This window comes from Hydrogenovibrio sp. 3SP14C1 (assembly GCF_029625905.1).
In the GTDB taxonomy this organism is placed as follows: Bacteria; Pseudomonadota; Gammaproteobacteria; order Thiomicrospirales; family Thiomicrospiraceae; genus Hydrogenovibrio.
In genome coordinates this window covers 78,031-102,532 of record NZ_JARTLM010000002.1, presented here as the reverse complement: position 1 = coordinate 102,532, position 24,502 = coordinate 78,031, and the positions used below count along the sequence as shown (strand labels likewise).

Sequence of the window (24,502 nt, the reverse complement as noted above, 5' to 3'; positions counted from 1 at the left end):
CATTTTTCATCATTTAAAGACAACTATATGGTTTATTCTTCTACCAACACATATGAACCGTCTTTATCGTGTGTTTCGCGTCCGGTAACCGGTGGGTTAAACACACAGACCATACGCATTTGAGAGCCTTTATTGGCTTTCAAGATATGCTGATCATGCTCGTTCAACGCATAAACCGTACCTTCACGGATAGCATGGACTTTGCCATTTTTCTTTTCTTCGATTTCCCCTTCACCTTCAATACAATAAACCGCTTCTAAATGGTTTTTATACCAAAGGTGAAGTTCTTCACCTTCTTTAATCAAGGTATCATGCAAAGAAAAGCCCATTCCGTCTTTTGCTAATAGAAGACGACGACTCGTCCATTGCTTAGAATCGACATCCGCTTCTGTCCCAATGACATCATCATATAAATTTTTAACAATCATTTATCGTCCCCTAATCTTTATTGTTTTTTACCGACTTTTTCAATAGCGCCTTCCAGGATATCGAACCCTTCATTAATCAGCTCTTCTGTGATGACTAATGGCCCTAAGAATTTAATGACTTCGTCGCCAGCACCCGCTGTTTCGATGATCAAACCATCTTCAAAGGCTTGAGCACAAACGTCGTTAGTCATTTCAGGGTTTTTAAATTCCGCCCCCCAAATCATACCGTGACCGCGAATTTCACGAATATATTCAGGGAAGCGCAACGCCATTTTCTCCATTCTGTCTTGGACCTGCTTAGACTTTTTCTTCACTTCTTTTGAGAAGCTGTCATCTGACCAATATTTTTTCAACGCAACACTTGAAGAGACAAAAGCTAAACTATTCCCTCGGAAAGTCCCTGAGTGCTCACCTGGGCTCCATTGATCTAACTCAGGTTTCAATAGAACCATTGCCATTGGTTGTCCCGCACCGATTGATTTTGACAAGGTGACGATGTCTGGCTGGATGCCTGCTCTTTCAAAACTGAAGAAGTCAGAAGAACGCCCGTTACCGACTTGAATTTCGTCCGCGACCATCAAGATATCAAAATCATCACAGATTTGACGAAGATCTCTCAACCATTGCTCACCGGATACGTTAATCCCACCTTCAGCCTGAATTGTTTCCAATACGATTGCCGCTGGTAGCTCTGTACCACTTGACGCATCTTCCAAAATCTTACGAAGATAAGCGATGGTATCAACCTTATCCCCTAGATATTTATGGAAAGGCACTTGAGTGGTATACCCTGGAACACCATAACTTTCATCATGATAATAACTGTTCCCTGTGATACTCAAAGACCCCATTGACATCCCATGGAAACCATTGGTAAAGGACATTACTTGTTTACGCCCTTTTACCTTACGCGCAATTTTCAACGCAGTTTCAATGGCGTTGGTTCCTGTCGGCCCTACAAACTGTAGTTTGTATTCCAGATCTCTTGGCTCAAGAATGTTATGAACAAAACTTTCAATAAAGTCTTTTTTCGCAACCGTCCCCATATCTAAGGCATGACCGATTCCATCATGTTGCAGATAATCAATCAATGCGGCATTAATGTCTGGGTTATTGTGACCATAATTCAATGCACCGGCACCTGCGAAAAAGTCAACGTAACGCTTACCTGTATCGTCCCAGACTTCAGCCATCTTAGCTTTTTCAAAAATTACCGGGAAAGATCGAATATAACCACGTACTTCTGATTCATATTTATTAAATGTTTCTAATGCCATTTTTATTTCCTTAAAAGATTAAATTAGTTAAATTTTCTTGTTTGTCTGATTTTAGTTCGTAAAGCTCTTCTGCTTCATGCCCTTCATCACCAAAGTGCGCTTCCGTAATAAACGGCTCAACCGTTAACGTTAAACCATAATTTTTCGCAAAGGATTTAAACAACCCTTGAGAAGCTTTATTAGACGGGCTGATAGTGCAACACAACACTTTTAAGTCAGCGTTACCCTTTTGGTTTTCAACCAATGCCAGCAACATTCTCTTCGCTAGCCCAACCCCTCGCATCGTCTCAGCGACCGCAACCTGCCAAACAAACAAAGAATCTGGCTGGTCTGGGCGATAATAAGCTGAAACAAACCCAACTATCTTTTCGTCGCTCTCAACCACAATGCAGGTATCAGCAAAATGGGAGGCCTGTAAAAAATAAAGGTAGCTTGAGTTCACGTCTAATGGCGGTGAACTTTTAATCAAATGATAGATTGCATGCCCATCATCTAACGTGGGTTTTCTGAAAGTTAAATTTTGTTCATTTTGTGTTTTCATGATTTTTTCTTATTGTATTGAAATGTTAACAATTCAACCAATCGTAAAAAGGTAGGGGGGTTGCTCACCGAAGCCGGAGAACAGCTAGCAGCGTTTTTGGATGCACGAATCCCATGAAAGGGTAATACTAGCGCAAAAAAATGCCAGACGATTGATTCCTCAGGACTGATCCTTTGGATTAGACTCGACCCAAGTGGGTCTAAATTTGAAAAGCGTCTAAACGCAAATGACAGTGTATTAAATACAGCTGAAATAGAGATAACTTAACCTATCGGGTTATGAAATTGACATCATTGTAACAAAACCCGATAAGGTTGGCAAATTTTACTTAGAAAAACCCATCGCAAAACCAACACAACCTGTTGAATTGAAACATAAATTTTTAAAGAGGCATTTTTACAACGACTCAGAATCTGACTTACGCATCTTATAATAATAACGCACTTTATAAGGATCGCTGTCTTCTGAAGCCATCATTTCTTCCACATCTTCAAACAACCCAGGAAAAAGAAGCTCGTAAATCTGCTCCATCTTCTCTAAATCATTTTCATCCACCGGAACTTCGATAATTCGTAATTTCGGGCAAGAAAAGGCGGTAATATCCATCGACTCTAAATTCATACGATCCATTTCAAAATCGTACTCATCTTCATAATGATCTTTAATTACCCAGCCCATTTCTTACTCCTTAGTCAGTTTTATTGATGTTGCCATTCAAAGCAATTTATTCGCCAAACCGTCCTCTTTTAACCTTACTGGACAGATTGATTGGCAATGGCTTCTGACATTTCATCAAAACTCTGTTTAGACTTGAACTGCTGCCATAGCGCTTCATTATTGCGCATTGACGTTGATACCGCGGTTTTAACAATATTATTCTTCGCCGCTTCATCAATCCCAACGAGAGCATACAGCTTACCGTTTGGCCCAAAGCGCATACCATGAACTTTGGATCCGACCAGACTTTCATTCGTCACGGTTTTAAGGGTCGTGCTCGCTGCAGCATCAACCGTTTCCTTATCGCCCTTTCCAGTCGTGCCGAGATACTGCTTCACCATTTTTTGGACTTGCACTTGTATTTGTTCTGCTAAACGCCCTCGACCATCTGCTGCGGCAATATCTTTCATATAACTGATGCCCGCCCGAGAAGGTTCAGCAATCCCGACGGCACTGATAACCAACCCAGGAACCGGTTCATCGCACACCCAGCTTGGCGCAGCCTCTTTTGAGTTTGGAAAAACACATTCCACCCCTGAGTACTTAGGTGTTTTTTTATCTTTAACATCGGTTGAGCTACATGCGCTTAAAACGCCGGCTAAGGCAAACAAGGCGATGAGGGAAGGGGCCTTCATAAGATAAGATTCCTTTATATTATTCGATTGCTCTTTCAACTTAGAGCGTTTTTTATTTTAATATTTAATGCCTAAAATTGTATAGCTTATTTTTCGCCCATCCGGAAGCATGACTTCGACTTCATCATCCAACATCTTACCGATGAGGGCTTGCGCGACAGGGGATTTAACAGAAATCTCATTTTCTTCCCCTCGAACCTCAATACCACCGACAATACGATATTGCTTTTGTTCACCGTCTTCATCTTCCAACAACACATAAGCACCAAAAAACACCTTATCCTGCTGACGTGGTTTATCTCGCACCACGTTTATGTCTTTCATATGTCGTTCTAGGTAACGAATTTTTCGATCCGTTTCACGCAACTCTTTTTTACGGTAGATATATTCAGCATTTTCAGACCGATCCCCTTCTGCCGCAGCCGTTGAAATCGCTCTAACAATCTCAGGACGTTTGGTTTTCCATAGAAAGCTCAACTCTTCGGTTAAGCGGTAAAACCCGTCTTGTGTAATGTAATTCATGCAAAACTCTTTAGTTATAACATCTTCTTCTTTTGTGCAAGAAAACCGATGCCATAAAAAATTAAAACAACCATTGGAGCCAACCAAAGGTTAGGTACTTTGGCAAGTTGCTGGACAATCAAAGGGGTTATAAAAGACGTTAAAAAGGCGAAACCAAACGCACAGAACAAAACAAACAAGGTTAACTTTAAGAAAAATTTTAGAGCTCCAATCTGCTTTTTAAGAAAATTGGCGATATCCTCTCCGAAAATAACGAGTAACGTTGCAGCCATCGATAATCCAATTTCAGACAAGTAAGGTCTCATCCAACCCGATACTGTCGACACCGCGTCAATCAAATACTCCATTCTTTCACCCTTTCATACAATTCATGTTCTATCTTATCGAAAGTAATCGTAAGATTACTGACTAAATCTTTAAGACATTTTAATGTAAATTAAATAAAAGGCCACCGATAAAACCACTCATTGCGAGTGCTTTTATAAAATTAACCCGTAAAAACAGCCAGGCCTGGCTGTTTTTATCGTTTAAGCGTATGCTCATTTGGTGATCGGAGTCAGCTTCCAAATATCGTCGTTGTACTCTTGCATGGTGCGGTCTGTCGAGAAAATACCACTTCGTGCTGAGTTAATAATACTCATCGTATTCCAGCGACTATGGTTTTGAAATGCCAGCGCCACTTCATGCTGGGCGTTCACAAAACTTCTAAAGTCCGCCAGCGTCATCCAAGGGTCTTTAGGGCTTTTCACGGAGTTGATAATATCATCAAACAACCCCGGTTCAAATTGATTGAAATGTCCGGACTCCAGCAAACTGAAGACTGCTTGTAAATCGCCATCTTCATCAATATAGTTTTGCGGATAATAATGATTTCTTAAATTAGCAACTTCGGGAGTCTTCAACCCAAATAGGAAAAAGTTTTCCTCTCCGACGGCCTCTAAAATTTCCACATTTGCGCCATCCAAGGTTCCGATAGTAATGGCGCCATTCATCATGAACTTCATATTACCGGTACCTGACGCCTCTTTTCCGGCAGTTGAAATCTGTTCAGATAAATCCGCCCCTGGGGCAATGATTTCCATTGCTGATACCCGATAATTCGGCACAAAAGCCAACTTAAGCTTATCCCCCACTTCAGGATCGGAATTGATGACGTCGGCGACATTATTAATCAACTTAATGATTTTTTTTGCCATGACATAACCCGGCGCAGCTTTCCCACCAATAATGACACACCGATTGGTCCAGTTATCCGTATCCCCTCGCTTTATTCGGGCATACAAATGAATAACATGCAGCACATTCAATAGCTGCCGCTTATATTCATGGATACGTTTCACCTGAACATCAAACAAAGAGGTGACATTGAATTTCACCCCCGTATCTTTTTCGACCATATCCGCTAAACGTTGTTTATTTTCTTGTTTGACCCGCATCCATTCTTGACGGAAAGGTTTGTCATTCACAAAAGATTCGATTTTGCTTAATTGACTTAAATCGGTAATCCATTCACGCCCAATCTTATCATTTAGCAGAGCTTTCAAACCTGGGTTACTGCTTGCCATCCAGCGTCGCTGTGTTACCCCGTTAGTTTTATTATTAAAGCGCTCCGGCCAAAGTTCATAAAAATCATGAAACAGCCCTTCTTTTAAAAGTTGCGAATGTAGAGCTGCAACCCCGTTGATTGAAAAACTTCCTACAATCGCTAGATATGCCATACAAACGTTATCATCCGGGTCAATAATTGACATACGTGCTTGTCTAGCCTGGTCTCCTGGCCACTTCATAGCAACCGTCTTTAGGAATCGCGCATTGATTTCATAAATAATGTCCAACAACCGTGGTAAGAGTTTTTTAAATAACGAAACTGGCCATCGCTCCAATGCTTCAGGCAATAAAGTATGATTGGTATAAGCCATGGATTGACTGACAATCGTCCAAGCATCATCCCAGGACAGTTTTTTATCATCCATTAAGATTCGCATTAGTTCGGCAACGGCTAAACTGGGGTGGGTGTCATTTAATTGAAACACGTTATATTCTGAAAAATTGGAAAAGTCATTACCATATTTTTCAGACCATTGGATCACCACATCCTGCAAGGAAGCTGAAACCAGAAAATATTGTTGGCGTAACCTCAGTTCTTTCCCGTTTTCGCTGCTGTCATTCGGGTATAAAACCATGGTAATGTTTTCGGCTTCACTTTTACTCGCCACGGCTTCAAAGTAAGAGCCTTGATTAAACTCTGATAAATTAAACCCTTCCGTTGCCTCTGCAGACCACAGTCTTAAAGTATTCACGGTTTTATTCTCAAAGCCAGGAATCGGCACATCAAACGGGACGGCCTGTACTTCCTCAGCCTCTTCCCAATACACGGTTAATTCTTTCGTATGCGGATCTTTATAATGACGACTATAGCCGCCGAAACGAACCGTACGCGTATATTCCGAGCGCTGAATTTCCCAAGGATAATATCCAAATCCCAGCCAATGATCCGGTTCTTCAATTTGGAACCCATTCTGAATCAATTGCTTAAACATGCCATATTCATAACGCAAGCCATACCCAATCACGGGAAGCTGCAAAGTGGCACAAGAATCCATAAAGCAAGCGGCTAAACGTCCAAGCCCGCCATTACCAAGCCCGGCATCATGCTCGGCCTCTTCAATGGCTTCCAAAGAAGCGCCGAGGCGATACATCGCCTTTTCAGTTTCTGTTTCAACACCAAGATTGAGAAGATTATTCGATAACGAACGTCCAATTAAGAACTCCATCGACAGATAATAGGCTTTTCTTGTTTTATCTTCGTTGTAGGCATTCCAAGTTTCCTTCCAATGCGTCATCAGTCGGTCACGAATGGTGTAAGACATAGCTTTAAATTGGTAATAAGCATCTGATTGCATATCCCGCCCGAGCATATTGTAAAGATAGTTCACAAAATCCTGCTCGATATCGACTGCATTCATACCCATTTTTTTCAGCAACTCAGCGATATGTTTTTCTTGTTCTGCATTTGATATAGTCTGTTCGTTTTGCGCCATAATGACCTCACACTTCAAATATTTGAATAAAAAGATTCAGGCGTCATTGCCAAAATAAAAACCTACTTCTAACTTAAACGATGGCTTTAAATAAAGCCAAATACTGTTTTGCACTTCGAGTCCAACTAAAATCCTGCTGCATTCCGTTTTTTTGTAACTTCTGCCATGTCCTTTTTTTACTAAAAAGGTGCAATGCATGCAAGATGGTTGACTTTAAAGCATGTCGACTCGGATCATAAAACACAAAGCCCGTTGCTTTCCCTGCTACCAAATTCTCTTTTGTCGCGTTCACCACTGTATCCGAAAGCCCACCAGTGGAATGCACAATGGGCGGTGTGCCATAAGCCAAGCTGTACAATTGATTCAACCCGCAAGGTTCAAACCGGGAAGGCATCAAAAATAAATCTGCGCCTGCCTCGACTTTATGGGCTAATGATTCAGAATACCCGATATAAATCATTACCCTTTGCGGATACTGATGCGCTAATTCCGTTAAATGGTACTCGAATAAACTATCACCCGTTCCGACCATAATAAACCGGGCATTGGTTTGCTCAATCAACTCTGGCAGGACGTCCAACACCAAATCAATGCCTTTTTGCGGTACTAAACGGCCGACCAGTCCTACCACAGGATCATCAGAATCAATAACTGATTTAGGTAAATCCCAAAAATCGAGCATTTCCTTTTTATTTCGTTTTTTAGCCACCACACGCCCTTTATCGGCAGAATAATGGTGATCGATAAACGGATCTGTTTTCGGGTTCCAAAGATCCTGATCAATGCCATTTAAGATACCAATCAAATGCCCTTCATCTAACCGTCGAATTAATACCCCTTCTAAACCGTATGCATATTCTGGAAAAGTGATCTCTTTCGCATAAGATGGACTGACCGTTGTCACTCGATCCGCCATTTGAATACCGGCTTTTAACATTGACATATTGTTATAAAACTCAATACCTCTATCCGGCTCCCACCATTTCCAGGGAAGCTCTAGGCCTTCAAATAACGATTTAGGAAACAGCCCGGCATAAGCCATATTATGAATGGTAAAAACCGTTTTTGGACGAACAGACTCTAATGTTAACAACGCAGGCACCAGCCCGGTTTGCCAGTCATTCGATTGAACCAAATCCGGTTGCCATTTTAAACCGGCTCGGTTCATTGCTATTTCTGCCACCACTTTGGAAAAAACAGCAAAACGTTCTCCATTATCCCACCAGTCCTTACCATCTAAAGCCAAATAAGGATTGCCCGGACGATGGAAAAGCTCTGGAATATCAACAAGCCAAATAGGAATATCGATACCTTCCGCCGAAGCGGCATGAATCCGGACGTGCAACTTTCTTCCACAAGCGCCAATACTGAGTTCAGACAATTGCTTTACATCAGAGACTTTTTCCCATACATCACCATAAGCTGGCAAAACCATTCTGACCTTGTGTTTCAAATGATAATATGCATCAGGCAAGCTACCAGAGACATCCGCCAAACCACCGGTTTTGATTAAAGGGTGTGCTTCAGAAGTGGCAAACAATATTTTCATTATGACTCTCTATTCTTATGATTTTTTTCTTAAAACAACCACGGCAAGCGGCGGTAAAACTAACCTGGTTGAGCAAGGTCGATTCATCCACGCCTGATCGTCTGTGATTAATTGCCCCGCATTTCCCAGGTTACTGCCACCATAAAGCTCCGAATCTGAATTAATCACTTCTTCATAAATCCCTTTTTCTGGCAACCCTATTCGATAATCATAACGAGGTACCGGTGTAAAGTTAAAGACGCAGATCAAAGACTCTTTTTCTGAGACTCTGATAAAACTCAGCACCGATTGCTCATAATCATGACAGTCAATCCATTCAAACCCTTCTTCATCAAAATCATGGGCATATAAGGCGGGCGAGGTTTGGTATAGCACATTCAGATCCCGCACTAATATCTGTACCCCGCGATTAGCCGGTTGCTCACAAAGATACCAGTCCAACCCTCGGCCATCACTCCACTCTTGCCACTGTGCAAACTCGCCCCCCATAAAGAGTAATTTCTTACCGGGGTTTAAGGTTTGATACCCTATCAACAAACGCATGTTTGCCATTTTTTGCCAGGTATCTCCAGGCATCTTACTGACCAATGCATGCTTCATGTGCACCACTTCATCATGCGATAAAGGCAAAATAAAATTTTCTGAATACGCGTACATTTGACTAAAAGTCAGTTGATTATGATGGTATGGTCGATAAATGGGATCTTGCTGAAAAAAGTCGAGCGTGTCATTCATCCAGCCCATATTCCATTTCATAGAAAACCCTAACCCCCCCTTCCAGGTGGGTTGAGAAACCATGGGCCAAGAAGTTGACTCTTCAGCCATCATCAATACGCCTGGACATTGTGTATGCACTTCGGCATTAAGAGTTTTTAAAAACTCAATCGCTTCAAGATTTTCTCGCCCGCCATATTGATTCGGCAGCCAATCACCATTCTTACGCGAATAATCAAGATACAACATTGAAGCCACTGCATCCACGCGAAGCCCATCAATATGGAATTCTTTTAACCAAAATAACGCATTGGCGATTAAAAAATTTCGCACTTCATTGCGGCCATAATTAAAAATGTACGTGCCCCAATCTTGATGCTCTCCTCTACGAGGGTCTTCATGCTCATAAAGTGCCGTACCATCAAACCGCGCCAAAGCAAACTCATCTTTTGGAAAGTGAGCAGGAACCCAGTCCAGGAAAACACCGATATCATTTTCATGACAATAGTTCACAAAATATCGAAACTCATCGGGGGACCCAAACCGACTGGTGGGGGCAAAGTACCCTGTCGTTTGATATCCCCAGGATTCATCTAAAGGATGTTCTGAAATCGGCAGCAGCTCGATATGGGTATATCCCATCCACTTCACATACTCAACAAGACGATGAGCAATTTCTTTATAATTCAAAAAAGAACCTTCATGATCTCGTTGCCAAGATCCTAAATGGACTTCGTAAATATTAATTGGCGATTTCTGCCAGTCAAAATGTGCCAGAGAGGTTAGCCAATCACGATCTTGCCACTTAAACGTCGATTCATACACAATCGAACCTGTTTGCGGTCTGACTTCCATTGCTTTTGCATAAGGATCGGTTTTGACGAACACGTGACCGGTTTGGTGATTCCGAACTTCAAACTTATAAATATCTCCCACCATCAATCCTGGAATAAAAAGTTCCCAAACGCCGGACTGTCCATTGGTTCGCATTGGATGGCGCAGACCATTCCATCCGTTAAAATCACCCACCACGGAAACTCGGCTGGCCGCCGGCGCCCAAACCGAAAACTGAACCCCCGAAATGCTATCAATTTTTGTTGTTTTAGCACCCAAAATATCATAGAGATGCCAATGCCGCCCTTCAGCGTAAAGATGTAAATCCAACTCCCCTAGTTGAGGCAAAAAGGTATAAGGTGACACCACTGTATGTTCAGATCCATTTGCTTCAACCCAGTTCACTTTATAATGCAAGGGAAGTGCTTTTTTCTGCTTCTCAGTCAGGCAAACGATAAATAAAGCCGTGTTTTTTACACGTTCCAATGAATATAAGTCTTCGACGGTTACTGATTCGGCAGTCGGAAACCAGACACGAATCTCCCATTTTTTTCCAACGGCATGGCATCCTAAAATTTGAAAAGGATCGTGATGGGTTCCTTCTGCAAGTCTTCGAACGGCTTCATCTGTCATGGTCTGATTTGTCATAAAACGGCACTCTCTTGCGTAATCTCTCGCCCAGAATTTTTGACCAGGCCTGCTATTTTTTCAGTGATTTCCGGCGTAACCTGATCCCACTTGAACTGCCAGGTCCAATTATTTTCAACTGTCCCGGGGGTATTCATTCTATCGAGATTTCCTAAACTCAAAAAATCTTGCATTGGCACCATTGCCAAGTTAGCGACCGACTGGAAAGCCGCTTCAATCAATGGCCATGGCATCGGCTCTTCAGGATGAGGTAATTGTGATAAAACCCAATCTTTATACTCATTATCTTCTAATGACTCCCACCAGCCCAAACTAGTATCGTTGTCATGCGTTCCGGTATACACCACCGAGTTTTCAACTTGCTCCGACAGAGCATGTGGGTTATCGGGCAAGCCATTAAACCCAAATTGAAGCACCGACATCCCGGGTAAATGGTAACGATCTTTTAAAGCCGTCACCTCAGGGGTGATAATACCTAAGTCTTCAGCAACTAAAGGAAGCTTCGGAAAGGCTTGTTGCAAGGAATCTAGGAATAATTCTCCAGGCACCTTAACCCATTGGCCATTCACAGCTGTTGGCTCCTCTACCGCTATTTCCCAGCTCGATTCCAAGCCTCTAAAATGGTCAATTCTAATCAAATCAAAAAGCGATAAGTCAGATTGAATTCGATGATGCCACCACTGAAACCCATCTTTTTGCATTTCTTGCCAATCATAATGTGGGTTGCCCCATCGTTGCCCCGTTTCAGAGAAATAATCGGGAGGAACCCCCGTTACAACCGTCGGGTTTAAATTTTCATCGAGTTTAAATAAATGCGGATTTGCCCACACATCAACGCTGTCATAAGCGACAAAAATCGGCATATCTCCAAACAGACTAATGCCCTTTTCATGTGCTGAATCTTTCAAAGACTGCCAAATTTGATTGAGTACAAACTGTTGTTTTTTTAAAAATTGAATTTCGTCCGCATGGGTTTCTGAAAATACGCTCAAAGCGTCAAAATCTCGGTAACGATATGCCTCTGGCCAAGTTTCCCATGAGGTCATCTTAAAGTGCTGACGCAAAGACATAAAAAGAACATAGTCGTTTAACCAGTGTGGCGGGTCCTGTTCAAATGCATGAAAATCAGCTTCATTCATCATTTCTAACCAATTGCCAGGCAACAAAGCCGGGTTCATAGCAAACGCAGAAACACTTTGGTAAGGCGATAGCCCTTGAACAGGATGAGTCAAAGGCAACATCTGCCAAATGGATAAATTGGCTTGTACCATCCAATCCAAAAACCGCCAGGCCTGCTCATCTAACTTCCCCGAAGGCAATGAAGAAGGATGCAGTAAAACACCCGCTTTTTTGTCTGACATAATCATTCCTTTTTAAGCCGTTCTGACTAAAAATTTTGACTTAATTGCGTCTCATTGTGCCTGCATTTTCCATTTCTCCTCCACCATAAGATAGTGGGATAGAAAGTTGTTCAGGTGGTTTCTCACCTAATAATAAAAAGAGCTTTTCAAGGTGTCGTCGGTACAGATGATCAAAGTCTTTTACACTGCCAGAGGGGTTGTAATCTCCAAACCACCAGAACCAATCAGACCCTTCACAAATAGCAAGCTGTTCGGTCACCAATACCACCTGCTCTTGAGACAATTTACCGGACGCGATCACTTTGTCATAAGTGAGTTTGGCATCGACCAATAAATCCCACCCAGCATTTTTATCCGGCTCGCCTATCCAAGTTGAAAAAGACCCATAAACCCAGCTTCCCGCTTTTAAGACAGGTAAGTGTCTAGGTTTAATTCCATTCTCCAGTGTCTCAGAAAAAGTAGTCATTTCAACTCGTGGATGCTGAATCAAAGTATGGTAGAGCTCAGATAAAAAGTCATACCCATTCTCAGGATAATATTCCCAAGCATTCTCCCCGTCCAAAATGACTGAAACCACATAATCTTCAACTTGATCTCCCAAAGAGTTGGCAATATTTTCTAGATGATGCGTAAAATTATTCGCCGCGTCTTGAGGGTTCCAATCTTTGTACTGAAAACCAATTAAATCTGACAAGCCATCATCTCTAAAAAATATCGCACACTCCTGAGAGGCATGTTGTAAGGGTTGATATAAGGCTCGTTTCGACGCAATATCATGGTGATCTAATTGAGATGCCTCACATGAATGACGCCAAACGCCTTCTCCCGAAGCCGTCCATTGAATCTCATAATGATCGAGTAAACCAATTGCGGCACTGCTAATGGCGCCTTCAGACAACCAGATGCCTTTCGGCTTTGTGCCAAAGTAACTTTCAAAAACGTCCATTCCATGCTCGATATGCCATTTTGCTCGTTCATAGCCCTCAGGATAACACTCAGATGCTGGCATTGGAGAATGCGGCTGTGCGTCTTTCATACTGTTAAAATCTATCAGTAACGGCACAATGGGATGACCATAAGGCGTCATAGAAACTTCAATCTGCCCTTTTTCCATCAAGAGTCGATAACGCGGAATAGTGTTTTCAATCGTATCGGCAATCACCTCCAGCATCAACTGACGGTTGTCTTTGGTAAAATGACCTGAATGATACCCCACTTCCAATAATTTTCGAACTCGGGCATCTTCCTTTCTCAGACTCTCTCCCATCCAGGCGAGGTGATACCACATCAATAGATCAATAAAAAACTGTTCATTAAAGTACGCTAAACAAGTCGCATCTTCTAACTTTGTCAACTCGTTACATTGAGCCATACTCAACAACTTTTTAAACGGCGGCAAAGTATCAATCATGGTCGGAGCAAATGCCTTTTGACAAGCTTGAACAATTTCAAGGCGTGCTTCCAAATCAGACGTAATAGGTGTTTCACCCGATAATAAATTCAACAAGGCATCTTGAATATGCGTGCCCGACTGTAACCAGGACCGAATTTGTCGAGCGTAATCGTCTAGCTGTTCTAGTAATATTGGCGCAAAGTTAACCACAACTTTCGCACTAGGATGATTTTCTAGATGCGCTGCCATATCGGTATAATCTTTAATCGCATGTAAATACACCCAAGGCAGCCGATATTCGCCATTTAATCCATCACGATAATGCGGCTGGTGCATATGCCAGCATAAGACTAATTTAATTTTTTTCTGTTCCATAAACCACTTTTAACCATTTAATGTGAAACAAACTACATTCTAAAAACCAATTAGCGAGTGACATGTAGTCGTTGACCGAGCATATCAGGGGTTACTAAAACGATACCGGAAGCTTCTTCAACATAAAACCGTTTCTTATCTGTTTCTAAGTCTTCCCCAATAACCGTTCCTTCAGGAATCACGCAGCCTTTATCAATGACCGCATTTTGAATTCGACAGTGGCGTTCAACCTTTACTCTTGGTAAGAGAACAGAGTCTTTAATCAAACAAAAACTATGGACATGACTGCCACTGGAAATCACTGAACGCTTTATTCGAGCCCCAGAAATAATACAGCCGCCTGCGACTAAAGAATCAATCGCTTCTCCACGTCGGCCTTCATCATCAAAAATAAATTTGGCGGGCGGCATTTGCGCTTGATAAGTCCACATAGGCCAGTCTTCATCATACAAATTTAAATCCGGCGTGATGGAACACAAATCTAAACTGGCTTTCCAATAAGATTCAATCGTCCCCACATCACGCCAATAAACAGGTAGGCCTGATTCATCTTCAAAAGGAAAAGCTCGTACTTGCCAATCTTCAATAATAGAAGGAATAATGTCTTTGCCAAAATCACGAGAGGAGTCAGGATTATCGGCATCCTCAATTAGCTTTTGAAATAGAAACTCTGTTGAAAAAACATAAATGCCCATGGAAGCGAGTGCTTTTTCTGGCTTCAGGGGCATCGCATCAGGGTTGGCAGGTTTTTCAGTGAACTTAGTTATTTTCAAACACTCATCTACTGACATGACACCAAACCCAGTGGCTTCCATCCGAGGCACTTCAATACACCCAATGGTGACATCCGCACCCGACTCAGCATGTTCGTATAGCATTTTGCTGTAATCCATCGAATAGATATGATCCCCGCCTAAAACGAGAACGTAATCGGGGGTATGGCGCCGCATGATGTCAAGGTTTTGATAAAGCGCATCAGCGGTCCCTTTGTACCACCCTTTATCGACGCGTTGTTGCGCCGGGAGCAATTCAACAAACTCACCAACTTCGTAACGCATAAAAGACCAAGCTCGCTGAACATGACGAATCAAAGAATGCGACTTATACTGCGTCAACACACCTATTTTTCGAATCCCAGAATTCACACAATTAGACAGGACAAAATCAATAATACGATATTTCCCACCAAAAGGAACTGCCGGTTTAGCACGCCATTTGGTTAAGTCTTTTAGACGGCTACCCTCCCCCCCTGCTAACACTAATGCCAATGTTTTTCGGGTCAAGTCTGTCGCAGACTTGGTCTCGCAATAATACTTCATCAATCCTCCCTACCCTAAAAAGGGTAACTTAAAGATTCAAGCAGGCACCTAAGCGCACTTTATTTTCGATGTGACTTTATTGATTATTGATCCACTTTGATCTTATGAGCGTACTGCATCGCGCCGAGTAACCCAACGCGTTCATTCATAACTAAATAAATAGGTAACTTTTCAACCACTTTGCGCATGCGTCCTTTACTCAAAAAGGCCTCCATAAACAAAGGTTTTAATATCCAATCTTTTATTTTAGGTGCAATGCCGCCAGCAATAAAAATACCGGCTTTCGCTTCCCAGATAAGGGCGGCATTTCCGATAAAAGCACCATAAACCTGCACAAAGGTATCAAGTGTTTGACAGGCGATTTTTTCACCATTCATGGCCTCTTGATAAATTTGTACCGCAGTAATCGTTTTTTTACCATGTCCATGCGATTGAATGTTATAGAAGAAATACAGTGTTTCTAAGCCTTCCCCCGATAAAAGTCTTTCGTAAGAAACATGCGACCATTTCTGATGTAGCCACGATAAAATCTTGACCTGATGTTCATTCAACGGAGCAAAATCCATATGCCCACCTTCGGAAGGTTGTGGAATGAACTCGTTTTGACAGTTTTTGACTGGCGCCACGCCTAACCCTGATCCCGCACCCACCACAAGCCGGTTTCCTGAGTGGTCATACTCACCGGTTTGTAAACAAATTAAATCAGAGTCTGTCAGTTCATCGACGCCGAGTGCTGCTGCATAAAAGTCATTAATAATTTCAACACGCCCAATTTGGCATGTTTGCTCCAACTCATCGGCTCGTATCATCCAGGGAAGATTAGTTAATTGAACTTGCCGTCCAACAACTGGACCAGGCACACCAAAACAAGCGGTGGCAAAAGAAGGTAGGTTAAATTCATTTTGAAAATGTTGAACAAGAAGCGTCAGTGAAAAAAAATCTGCACTTAGATAACGTTTTTCTGCAAACAGCCGGGATTCACCTTGATGAAAGGCCTGTAAAAGTACTTTGGTAGCACCGACATCGCCAGCTAAGATAAATGACATTGAGCACCCTTAAGCATTGCTTACTAAAGGAAACTCTTTATTGCACGATCAGAGCTTCCTACCCAAAAAAGTCGTCTAACCCTTCACAGAGAAGATGACTAATAAAACTATGCGCTTCTTGAATCCGAGCGGTCTCTAACGAGTCAACTTGAAAACAAAAATCACTGATTTCTGACAGTATCGAATCGGACTTTCCTGTCATCGACACCGTAATACAACCTTGTTGATTAGCTTGCTTCATCGCTTTAATCACATTAGCGCTTGAACCGGAAGTCGATAGACCTATGACAATATCGCCTGTTTGAGCTAACCCTTCTACTTGTCGAGCGAAAACCGTTTCAAACTCATAGTCATTACTATGAGCAGTTAGAATAGAGCTATCGGTTGTCAAAGCGATTGACGCCAATGGCTTACGATTCTTGACATAACGTACCATCAACTCAGCGGCCATATGTTGCGCATCTGCCGCACTACCGCCGTTCCCCATCCAAAGAACTTTTCCTCCGGCATTAAGACTTTCAACCATTCTAGCAACGAGCTCTGACAGCTTTTGTGAAGATTCCATGACAGACTGAATTGCACGATTATGTTCTTGTAAGGCATGGTCTAAATTCACTGTACCACACCCTCTCTCATCTCAGCTTCTTGAATCTTGTCAACCATACGGGTTGTTGAGTAACCTTCCCAAAAAGAAAGCACAGCAACTTCTCCTCCTTTATCCCAGACACATTGTGCGCCTGCAATTTCATCCGGTTTATAATCGCCCCCTTTAACCAAAACATCTGGCTCTAAATGGCAAATCAAACGCTCGGGAGTCTCTTCACTAAACGGCACAACCCAATCAACACAACTTAAAGCAGACAATAATTCCATACGCCCTTCTAATCCAACAATCGGACGACTATCCCCTTTTAAAGCTTTAACAGATTCATCCGAATTAACGGCAACGACTAAACGATCTCCCTGACGTGAGGCTTCATTCAAATAGCGAACATGACCGCTATGAAGCAAATCAAAACACCCGTTGGTGAAAACCACTTTCTCCCCTTTAGACTGGGCAATTTGAATCAGAGAATGCACTTCATCCTCGCTCATAGAGGCATAGCCTTGATGGCGCATAGAAGCATTGACCTGCTCCTCCAATTCAACTTTCGAAACCGTTGAAGTGCCTACTTTTCGCACCACGATACTGGCAGCTTCATTCGCTAATTTAACCGATTTAGGCAAAGTCAATCCACTACCATAAGCTGTCGCCAACGTAGCAATGACTGTATCACCGGCACCAGTAACATCAAACACTTCCTGCGCACGTGATTTTAAAATGGTCGGCCCCGAATCTTTTTCGATCAATGCCATACCATGCTCACTTCGGGTAACCAAAAGCGCATCGATATCAATATCCTGAATTAATTGCTTTGCCTTCTCAATCAAATCATCTTGATCCTCGCAAGCCCCAACAATCAGTTCAAACTCGCCTTGATTCGGTTTAATCAGCGTCGCCCCAGCATAACGAGAAAAGTCATTACCTTTTGGGTCGATTAAAACGGGAACATTTTGTGACTTCGCCGCTTTAATCATTTCCTCAACATACTGTAGAGCGCCTTTGGCATAATCGGAAATAACCAGCACATCGTATTCTGCTACTTTTTCAGCAACCAATTTCGCCAAACTTTTCGCAGAAAGCTTAGGGACGGCATTTTCAAAATCCATACGAATGAGTTGCTGGTGATGACTCAATACTCGTAACTTACAAATCGTACCTGAGTCAGAATAAACCCAGTCAGAGGAAACCCCGGCTTGTTCCAGCACTTGATTGAGCTGCTGACCAAAACTATCTTGACCAATCACGCCCAGCAAGCTCACGTCTGCCCCTAAATCGGCTATATTAAGCGCCACGTTGGCAGCGCCCCCTGCGCGGACATTTTCATCTGCCACTTTAACAACTGGTACTGGCGCCTCTGGTGAAATCCGTCCTGCTCGACCGGACCAATACTGATCCAGCATGACGTCACCGACGACTAAAATTTTGGTTTTGGAAAAATCGTGCATATTCATGGGTTGATTAGATTAAAATATTGATAAATTTTATTATGATAAAAACTAAGTTATAAGTCTAACAGGATTCTCATTTAATGTTCATTTTAAAAAGGCTCAACCAGCCATTTCTTTTCATCTTTACACTCTTCGTTTTATCGACCTCAAACCTGCGCGCAGCCGACACCTCAAACGACATGATGATGAACCTAACAATTTTGGGTGCAATCGGTTCTTTAGGGTATGCCTGCATTGAAGGGAAAGGTCCCTGTTCACTTGACCCCTTGAATACAGAGCGATTAACCTTAAGTCTTGATATTGGAGCGGATAACACCACACACAATCAACGTATTGCACTGGGTGCTGACTGGCATGAAGCTTTGTTTGAAAATAATCGTTTTAAAATTTCGGGACGCTGGGAAGTCAACATTAACCGGTGGTATTCTTCAAAAGATCACCCTCAAAATAAAAATGGCTACATAGTTGGCCTGACGCCCGTATTCAATTACACTTGGAAAACCGGTCATATAAAACCCTTTTTAGAACTCGGTGGTGGCCCACAATATTTATCCGATGTAACCATCGAAAATGAATTTAAATCAACCCAATTTCAATTTGGGAGCATCCTAGGGCTTGGCATCCAGACAGACCGTTTTGAAATCGGCTATCGTTATCTGCATATTTCAAATGCCAATATTGAATTACCGAACCCGGGTACTGATTTCCACAATTTACATTTAGGCCTCAAATTTTAAAGGCTTTCATTCCACTGACAACAACGAGAAGTTTACAGACATATTATGGATACTTTAGCTATTGCCAAACGCGTTTTCGACATTGAAGCAGAAGCCGTTAACCACCTTAAAACATTGCTTGATGACAATTTTTCACAAAGTGTTGATGCCATTTTAGCGACTGAAGGTCGTGTCGTTATATGCGGCATGGGTAAGTCTGGACTCATTGGTAAAAAAATCATGGCTACGCTCGCCAGCACAGGCACACCTTGTTTCTTTATGCACCCTGGTGAAGCGTTCCACGGGGATCTGGGCATGGTCTCACCAAAAGATGTCTTTATTGCGTTATCCAACTCTGGCGAAACGGAAGAAGTCATTAAACTGATTCCTTTTTTAAAAGACAATGGCAATACGATCATCTCTATGACAGGACGCACTGAGTCCACCCTGGCTAAAAACTCAGACTTCCACCTAAATATTGCTGTCCCTCGTGAAGCCTGTCCACATCAACTGGCTCCGACGTCTTCTACTACCGCCACACTTGTCATGGGCGATGCTCTGGCTGTGGCTCTGATGGAAAAGCGCGACTTTCAACCACAGGATTTTGCTCGATTCCATCCTGGCGGAAGCCTAGGTCGTAAGCTTTTGACACGCGTTAAACATGAAATGAAATCAGAAAGCCTGCCTTTCGTAGAGAAAACCGCGTCCATGAAAGATGTCATACACACGATGACGGATGGTCGTTTGGGACTCTGCATTGTCAACCAGGGGGAAGGCATTATCACCGATGGAGATCTGCGCCGCCAGATGGAAGAGGATCCCGCTAGCTTCATGCAAAAAACGGCTGGTGACATTATGGGAACCCATCCTAAAATGATTAATGCCGAAGCACGCTTATCGGATGCAGAAGAGATGATGACTCAGCAAAAAATTACCTCTTTACTGGTATCCGATGAAAACCAAGTGGTTGGTGTCATTCAAATTTACGACTTAAACAGTTAATCACTCCTGGAGCGTATTCATGTCTTTGTGGCTCTACCGCTTCTTGCTTATCTTAGCCTTTCCAGCAATTGCCTATTCCGGCTGGAAGCGGTGCCATCGAGCTAAAAAACAAGCTAAAAAGGATTCCGATTACGCTCCCATTCCACATTGTTTTGCAGCACGATTCGGATGGAGCCGCCAACCGTTCCAACAAGGTGGGATTTGGGTGCATGCGGTTTCAGTGGGGGAGACACGCTCTATCTTCCCTCTGCTAACGGAACTGAAAAAGGCGTATCCCGATTTACCCATCACTGTCACCAATGGGTCCACACAAGGTGCTCAACAAGCATTACGATTTGCCCCCGTTCCCATTCAACACCAGATGATTCCTTATGATTACCCCAGCGCCGTCCAACGTTTTTTGAAAAAACTACAACCACGCCTGGTGATTATGGTCGAAACTGAAATCTGGCCAAATCTATACCAGGCCTGCTGGGATCAACAAATTCCTTTAATCCTCGCCAATGCTCGCATCAAAGAAAAATCCTTTTACGCCTACCAAAAATGGGGCGGAAAGTTGATTGCCAATGCATTAAATCAAACCCGTTTAATTGCCAGTCAGTTTGCATTAGATACTGAACATATGCAGGCATTGGGCGCGCACCCGGCTCGAGTCAAACAACTTGGCAACTTAAAGTTCGACATTGATGTCCCGACAAACTTAACGACTGAAATGCAACAATGGCGTCAAACATATGGGCTGGAAAACAAATTCATCTGGGTAGCGGCGAGTACGCATGAAAAAGAAGAAGCTCTAATGCTACAAGCACATCAACAATTGCTGCAGCATCAACCTAATGCTTTATTAATTCTCGTCCCCCGTCATACTGATCGTTTTATCGAAGTCGCTCAATTGCTGTCGGAAAAAAACATTCCATTTGTCAGCCGATCAAAGGACGACCTTATTCAAGCAGACACGCAAGTCTACTTGGCTGACACGATTGGGGAACTGATGAAATGGTTTGCTGCCAGTGATGCGGCTTTTATCGGAGGAAGTTTAGTGCCTTTTGGCGGACATAATATTTTAGAACCCGCCGCACTCAAAAAGCCTGTCTTGTCTGGGCAATATCATAAAAACTTACAAGCCTTATATGATTCATTCAAGCAGGATGATGCGATTTTAATTTCCAAAGATGAAAACGAACTGGCACAACAACTTATTCAACTCGCCGAGTCGCCAGAGTGGCGAATGCAAAAGGCAGAAGACGCTTATGCTTGCTTTAAAAAACAAGCAGGTGCATTACCTAAATTAATGCATGAAATTGGGCAGCTACTGCCTCCGACAGAGTAACGTCTAGAATTGACCAGGCCTGGCCAATTTTAATCCTTGCCTTAAAATACCAGTCGACTTAAATCACTTTTGAAAAGCGATTTTGCGTGCCTTGCTTTAAGTAGGCATCAAATGCCATACAAATGTTTCGAATCAGTAACCGTCCTGCAGCCGTGACATATAAATCCGAATCAGACAATTCAATCAACCCGTCTTCAACCATCGGCGTTAAACTTTTCATTTCCTGTTCAAAATATTCGTTAAACACAATGCCCCATTGGGCTTCTACCTTAGCAAAATTTAAATGAAAATGACTGATTAAACGGGTAATGACATCACGACGCAACTCATCATCCTCAGTCAACTCTACCCCTCTGAACACGGCTAAGTGTCCGGCATCAATCGCCTGATAATAGTCATTCAAACTCTTATAATTCTGCGCATAAGTATTGTTAATCAATGAAATGGATGTTGCGCCCATGCCAATCAAGTCACATTCAGCGTGAGTCGAGTAGCCTTGAAAGTTACGGTAAAGCGTTTCATTACGTTGTGCAATGGCAAGCTCATCATCCGGTTTGGCAAAATGATCCATGCCAATATAAACATAGCCGGCTTCCAACAATCGATTGGTGGTCGCATGCAAAATGGCCAGTTTCTCGTCTGGTGAAGGCATATCCGCTTCTTTCATTTTCTTCTGTGTCGGAAACATGCTCGGCATATGTGCATAGTTAAAGATCGAAAAACGATCTGGCGCCACTTCCAACACTTTGTCCAAGGTCGCCATAAAGCCTGATTCAGTTTGATGCGGCAACCCATAAATCAAGTCGACATTTACAGACATAAATCCAGCTTCACGAGCCCCTTCCAAGACTTCAAACGTTTGCGCTTCCGTTTGAATTCGATTCACGGCTTTTTGTACTTTAGGGTCGAAATCTTGCACCCCTAAGCTCATACGATTAAAACCAAGTTCTCGCAGCAATTTAACAGACTCTTTGTTCGCTTCTCGTGGATCGATTTCAATTGAGTATTCACCCGAGTCGTCATCATGTAAATTAAAGTGCTTGCGTGTCACAGCCATTAATTCGCGCATTTCATCCATATTGATAAATGTCGGTGTACCTCCTCCCCAATGCAACTGATCCACTTTCCGGCTCGGGTCAAACAGCTTAGCTTGCATTTCAATCTCTTGATACAGACGGGCTAAATAAGGCGTGGTTTTGCTTCGATCACGCGTCCATACTTTGTTACAAGCACAGAAAAAACACACCGTATCGCAAAAAGGAATGTGGAAATACAACGAGAGATTTCGATCTGATGCATTACTACGCTCTGCAGCCGCTTGATAAGCTGTCAGTCCAAATGCTTCATCAAACTGCACTGCTGTGGGATAAGACGTATATCTAGGGCCTGATTGGTTATAGCGTTTAATCAAGTCTTCATCAAATCGAATAGATTGTTCCATAGAGCATCTCTTTTATCATTTAATCGACAGGCACCTTCATTTATGACAAAGCCTGCCTTCATTTTCAAAGCCAAAGAATTCTATCAAAAAAAAAACGAAACCAGAGAATGACTGCAAGCAGACTTAATATAAATCAATCTTTCACAGTCATTTAATGTCTAAATTAGGTTTGTTGAATCGGAACCACGTCATAAACTTGGTGAGAGACTTGATTACGACCATTTTGTTTCGCCGAATACAGTTGCTTATCCGCCAGTTCAAAAACCTCTTCTTCCGATAAGCTTAAGCCCGCCCAATAACTCAAGGCTCCACAACTCACCGTCAAACGCATTTCTTGATCGGTTCCGGCAAAAAACTTTTCCTCTTCAACCGCTTTACGAATTCTTTCCGCCAACATCTCCGAACCTTCAGAATCCTTATCCAGCGTAATAATCACGAACTCTTCACCGCCCCAGCGAAAAAGCATGTCTTCAGTTCGTGCGACATCATCTAAAATTTCGGCGACTCGCTTTAAGACCGCATCCCCAACCACATGGCCATGCTCATCATTAACTGCCTTGAAAAAATCGACATCAACGATTACCAAGTCCAGCCAAAAATCATGTCGCTTCGCAAATGCCAGAGCCTTATCAAACTCCAGATCAAACGCACGGCGGTTTGGGAAACCGGTGAGCGAATCGGCATTCGCGGCTGCGACAAATTCTTGTTCGATCAAGTTAAGCAACACTTCCATCACATCTTCAGAGGCCATTTCCATTTCAAACAATAACTCAACAATATTTTCTGGTCGGTTATGTTTAGATTCTTCAATGGCCATTGTGCCTAAGCGATGAACCTGTTCATGGGCATTTAAAAAATTACGATGTTTTGATTTTGGAATCAGTTCCAATCCACCCTTGTCCAACCATTGGGCTAAACAACACTTTAAGTGGCTCTTTTCAAACCCTTCAACATTGGTTTCATACCCTAATGAAAGTTCGAACGCTGAGATCTTCCAGGTTTGATGGTCAATATAAGCTTGCAAGACATCTTTCGGTAAATCAAATGCTACTAATCGATAAGAGTTTTTGAGTCGTCGAATTTCCTGGCTGGATCTTGCTTTCATGCGCTCAATGGATTCAGCCACGGCAAAAATGGTCGCGACAATGGATTGCCCGACATCCAAAACATGACACAGACTGCTGGCCAAAGCATCACTTTCCAGCCCTTCGGCATAGACAATAAACTGCATTCGCATATGCGCCAACAACAAGAGAATTTGATTTTGTGTCAGTCCGCTCTTTAACCAGAACAAAGCTTGGTGATATTGGATATTATAAAAACTGTTCTGGTAAACCCCGTGGATCAGGCTTTGATAATAATCATTCGCCAAAAGTAATTCTGGTGTCAAGGTTTTCAGCTGATACGCCTCAATCCATTGAGCGATACTTTTTTCAAACTGAGGTTGTTGTTCCAACAAGTAAGAATAATGCTTCTCGACCTCCAACTTATCGAGAGGGCTGATTCTGACCATTTCTTTTATCGTACTGATATGAATCATATTTCGCCGCCTATCATTTTT

Annotated in this window: 21 protein-coding genes; 3 read left to right on the top strand and 18 right to left on the bottom strand. The window is 42.6% G+C overall.

Features of this window, described 5'->3' with window-relative positions; genetic code table 11:
• Positions 1-32 precede the first annotated feature (32 nt).
• The 16 genes from P8629_RS01925 to hldE form a co-directional block, all read right to left on the bottom strand.
• The gene (locus P8629_RS01925) at positions 33-428 is read right to left on the bottom strand and encodes an ectoine synthase (RefSeq protein ID WP_135795226.1); all 396 of its coding nucleotides are present in this window, start codon (positions 426-428) and stop codon (positions 33-35) included.
• A 17-nt stretch (positions 429-445) separates the two neighbouring features.
• Complete coding sequence (gene ectB, locus P8629_RS01920; RefSeq protein ID WP_278163947.1) at positions 446-1,705, bottom strand: diaminobutyrate--2-oxoglutarate transaminase; 1,260 nt, start codon at positions 1,703-1,705, stop codon at positions 446-448.
• A 10-nt stretch (positions 1,706-1,715) separates the two neighbouring features.
• Positions 1,716-2,246, bottom strand: a complete 531-nt coding sequence (gene ectA / locus P8629_RS01915; protein ID WP_278163945.1) for a diaminobutyrate acetyltransferase — start codon at positions 2,244-2,246, stop codon at positions 1,716-1,718.
• Between the two features lie 396 nt (positions 2,247-2,642).
• Positions 2,643-2,924: a hypothetical protein gene (locus P8629_RS01910; RefSeq protein WP_278163944.1), complete on the bottom strand. Its 282-nt coding sequence runs from the start codon at positions 2,922-2,924 to the stop codon at positions 2,643-2,645.
• Positions 2,925-2,998: 74 nt separating this feature from the next.
• Positions 2,999-3,598, bottom strand: coding sequence for an LPP20 family lipoprotein (locus P8629_RS01905; protein ID WP_278163942.1), 600 nt, complete (start codon positions 3,596-3,598; stop codon positions 2,999-3,001).
• A 57-nt stretch (positions 3,599-3,655) separates the two neighbouring features.
• The gene (gene greB / locus P8629_RS01900) at positions 3,656-4,120 is read right to left on the bottom strand and encodes a transcription elongation factor GreB (protein WP_278163940.1); all 465 of its coding nucleotides are present in this window, start codon (positions 4,118-4,120) and stop codon (positions 3,656-3,658) included.
• A gap of 14 nt (positions 4,121-4,134) precedes the next feature.
• Positions 4,135-4,467, bottom strand: coding sequence for a DUF3392 domain-containing protein (locus P8629_RS01895; RefSeq protein ID WP_278163939.1), 333 nt, complete (start codon positions 4,465-4,467; stop codon positions 4,135-4,137).
• Positions 4,468-4,659: 192 nt separating this feature from the next.
• Positions 4,660-7,161, bottom strand: coding sequence for a glycogen/starch/alpha-glucan phosphorylase (locus P8629_RS01890; RefSeq protein WP_278163937.1), 2,502 nt, complete (start codon positions 7,159-7,161; stop codon positions 4,660-4,662).
• Positions 7,162-7,234: 73 nt separating this feature from the next.
• Positions 7,235-8,710 (bottom strand): glycogen synthase GlgA, encoded by a 1,476-nt coding sequence (gene glgA, locus P8629_RS01885; protein WP_278163935.1) that lies wholly within the window; start codon positions 8,708-8,710, stop codon positions 7,235-7,237.
• Between the two features lie 15 nt (positions 8,711-8,725).
• Entirely contained in the window at positions 8,726-10,906 is a 2,181-nt protein-coding gene (glgB, locus tag P8629_RS01880) for a 1,4-alpha-glucan branching protein GlgB (protein WP_278163933.1), read from the bottom strand.
• Positions 10,903-12,267, bottom strand: a complete 1,365-nt coding sequence (gene malQ, locus P8629_RS01875; RefSeq protein WP_278163932.1) for a 4-alpha-glucanotransferase — start codon at positions 12,265-12,267, stop codon at positions 10,903-10,905. Before malQ ends, glgB begins: the two co-directional genes overlap by 4 nt.
• Positions 12,268-12,307: 40 nt before the next feature.
• The gene (locus tag P8629_RS01870; RefSeq protein ID WP_278163931.1) at positions 12,308-14,035 is read right to left on the bottom strand and encodes a glycoside hydrolase family 57 protein; all 1,728 of its coding nucleotides are present in this window, start codon (positions 14,033-14,035) and stop codon (positions 12,308-12,310) included.
• A 50-nt stretch (positions 14,036-14,085) separates the two neighbouring features.
• Positions 14,086-15,354, bottom strand: a complete 1,269-nt coding sequence (gene glgC, locus P8629_RS01865) for a glucose-1-phosphate adenylyltransferase (protein WP_278163929.1) — start codon at positions 15,352-15,354, stop codon at positions 14,086-14,088.
• 83 nt (positions 15,355-15,437) lie between these two features.
• Positions 15,438-16,400, bottom strand: a complete 963-nt coding sequence (gene glk, locus P8629_RS01860; RefSeq protein ID WP_278163927.1) for a glucokinase — start codon at positions 16,398-16,400, stop codon at positions 15,438-15,440.
• Between the two features lie 58 nt (positions 16,401-16,458).
• Positions 16,459-17,016, bottom strand: coding sequence for a D-sedoheptulose-7-phosphate isomerase (locus P8629_RS01855; RefSeq protein ID WP_278163926.1), 558 nt, complete (start codon positions 17,014-17,016; stop codon positions 16,459-16,461).
• Positions 17,013-18,455 (bottom strand): bifunctional D-glycero-beta-D-manno-heptose-7-phosphate kinase/D-glycero-beta-D-manno-heptose 1-phosphate adenylyltransferase HldE, encoded by a 1,443-nt coding sequence (gene hldE / locus P8629_RS01850; protein WP_278163925.1) that lies wholly within the window; start codon positions 18,453-18,455, stop codon positions 17,013-17,015. Before hldE ends, P8629_RS01855 begins: the two co-directional genes overlap by 4 nt.
• Before the next feature lie 77 nt (positions 18,456-18,532).
• Between hldE and P8629_RS01845 the strand changes: the two genes are divergently transcribed.
• From P8629_RS01845 to P8629_RS01835, 3 genes are read left to right on the top strand one after another with little or no spacing between them, the layout of a single operon-like run.
• Positions 18,533-19,189, top strand: a complete 657-nt coding sequence (locus P8629_RS01845) for an acyloxyacyl hydrolase (RefSeq protein ID WP_278163923.1) — start codon at positions 18,533-18,535, stop codon at positions 19,187-19,189.
• Between the two features lie 45 nt (positions 19,190-19,234).
• A complete protein-coding gene (locus P8629_RS01840) occupies positions 19,235-20,170 on the top strand; it encodes a KpsF/GutQ family sugar-phosphate isomerase (protein WP_278163921.1) in 936 nt (311 codons plus the stop codon).
• 19 nt (positions 20,171-20,189) lie between these two features.
• Positions 20,190-21,500: a 3-deoxy-D-manno-octulosonic acid transferase gene (locus P8629_RS01835; protein WP_278163919.1), complete on the top strand. Its 1,311-nt coding sequence runs from the start codon at positions 20,190-20,192 to the stop codon at positions 21,498-21,500.
• A 58-nt stretch (positions 21,501-21,558) separates the two neighbouring features.
• Here the strand turns inward: P8629_RS01835 and hemN are convergent, their stop codons facing one another.
• Both hemN and P8629_RS01825 read right to left on the bottom strand, forming a co-directional pair.
• Positions 21,559-22,941: an oxygen-independent coproporphyrinogen III oxidase gene (gene hemN, locus P8629_RS01830; RefSeq protein WP_278163916.1), complete on the bottom strand. Its 1,383-nt coding sequence runs from the start codon at positions 22,939-22,941 to the stop codon at positions 21,559-21,561.
• Positions 22,942-23,104: 163 nt separating this feature from the next.
• Positions 23,105-24,481: a sensor domain-containing diguanylate cyclase gene (locus tag P8629_RS01825; RefSeq protein ID WP_278163914.1), complete on the bottom strand. Its 1,377-nt coding sequence runs from the start codon at positions 24,479-24,481 to the stop codon at positions 23,105-23,107.
• Between the last annotated feature and the right edge of the window lie 21 nt (positions 24,482-24,502).

Excerpts from the sequence above, each read along its gene's own strand:
- hldE (WP_278163925.1), bottom strand. The coding sequence starts at position 18,455 with ATGAATATGCACGATTTTTCCAAAACCAAAATTTTAGTCGTCGGTGAC.
- P8629_RS01895 (WP_278163939.1), bottom strand. The coding sequence starts at position 4,467 with ATGGAGTATTTGATTGACGCGGTGTCGACAGTATCGGGTTGGATGAGA.
- P8629_RS01890 (WP_278163937.1), bottom strand. The coding sequence starts at position 7,161 with ATGGCGCAAAACGAACAGACTATATCAAATGCAGAACAAGAAAAACAT.
- glgC (WP_278163929.1), bottom strand. The coding sequence starts at position 15,354 with ATGAAGTATTATTGCGAGACCAAGTCTGCGACAGACTTGACCCGAAAA.
- glk (WP_278163927.1), bottom strand. The coding sequence starts at position 16,400 with ATGTCATTTATCTTAGCTGGCGATGTCGGTGCTACCAAAGTACTTTTA.
- P8629_RS01905 (WP_278163942.1), bottom strand. The coding sequence starts at position 3,598 with ATGAAGGCCCCTTCCCTCATCGCCTTGTTTGCCTTAGCCGGCGTTTTA.
- glgA (WP_278163935.1), bottom strand. The coding sequence starts at position 8,710 with ATGAAAATATTGTTTGCCACTTCTGAAGCACACCCTTTAATCAAAACC.
- P8629_RS01835 (WP_278163919.1), top strand. The coding sequence starts at position 20,190 with ATGTCTTTGTGGCTCTACCGCTTCTTGCTTATCTTAGCCTTTCCAGCA.
- ectB (WP_278163947.1), bottom strand. The coding sequence starts at position 1,705 with ATGGCATTAGAAACATTTAATAAATATGAATCAGAAGTACGTGGTTAT.
- P8629_RS01925 (WP_135795226.1), bottom strand. The coding sequence starts at position 428 with ATGATTGTTAAAAATTTATATGATGATGTCATTGGGACAGAAGCGGAT.
- P8629_RS01870 (WP_278163931.1), bottom strand. The coding sequence starts at position 14,035 with ATGGAACAGAAAAAAATTAAATTAGTCTTATGCTGGCATATGCACCAG.
- P8629_RS01825 (WP_278163914.1), bottom strand. The coding sequence starts at position 24,481 with ATGATTCATATCAGTACGATAAAAGAAATGGTCAGAATCAGCCCTCTC.
- malQ (WP_278163932.1), bottom strand. The coding sequence starts at position 12,267 with ATGTCAGACAAAAAAGCGGGTGTTTTACTGCATCCTTCTTCATTGCCT.
- P8629_RS01845 (WP_278163923.1), top strand. The coding sequence starts at position 18,533 with ATGTTCATTTTAAAAAGGCTCAACCAGCCATTTCTTTTCATCTTTACA.
- P8629_RS01840 (WP_278163921.1), top strand. The coding sequence starts at position 19,235 with ATGGATACTTTAGCTATTGCCAAACGCGTTTTCGACATTGAAGCAGAA.
- P8629_RS01910 (WP_278163944.1), bottom strand. The coding sequence starts at position 2,924 with ATGGGCTGGGTAATTAAAGATCATTATGAAGATGAGTACGATTTTGAA.
- glgB (WP_278163933.1), bottom strand. The coding sequence starts at position 10,906 with ATGACAAATCAGACCATGACAGATGAAGCCGTTCGAAGACTTGCAGAA.
- ectA (WP_278163945.1), bottom strand. The coding sequence starts at position 2,246 with ATGAAAACACAAAATGAACAAAATTTAACTTTCAGAAAACCCACGTTA.
- hemN (WP_278163916.1), bottom strand. The coding sequence starts at position 22,941 with ATGGAACAATCTATTCGATTTGATGAAGACTTGATTAAACGCTATAAC.
- greB (WP_278163940.1), bottom strand. The coding sequence starts at position 4,120 with ATGAATTACATTACACAAGACGGGTTTTACCGCTTAACCGAAGAGTTG.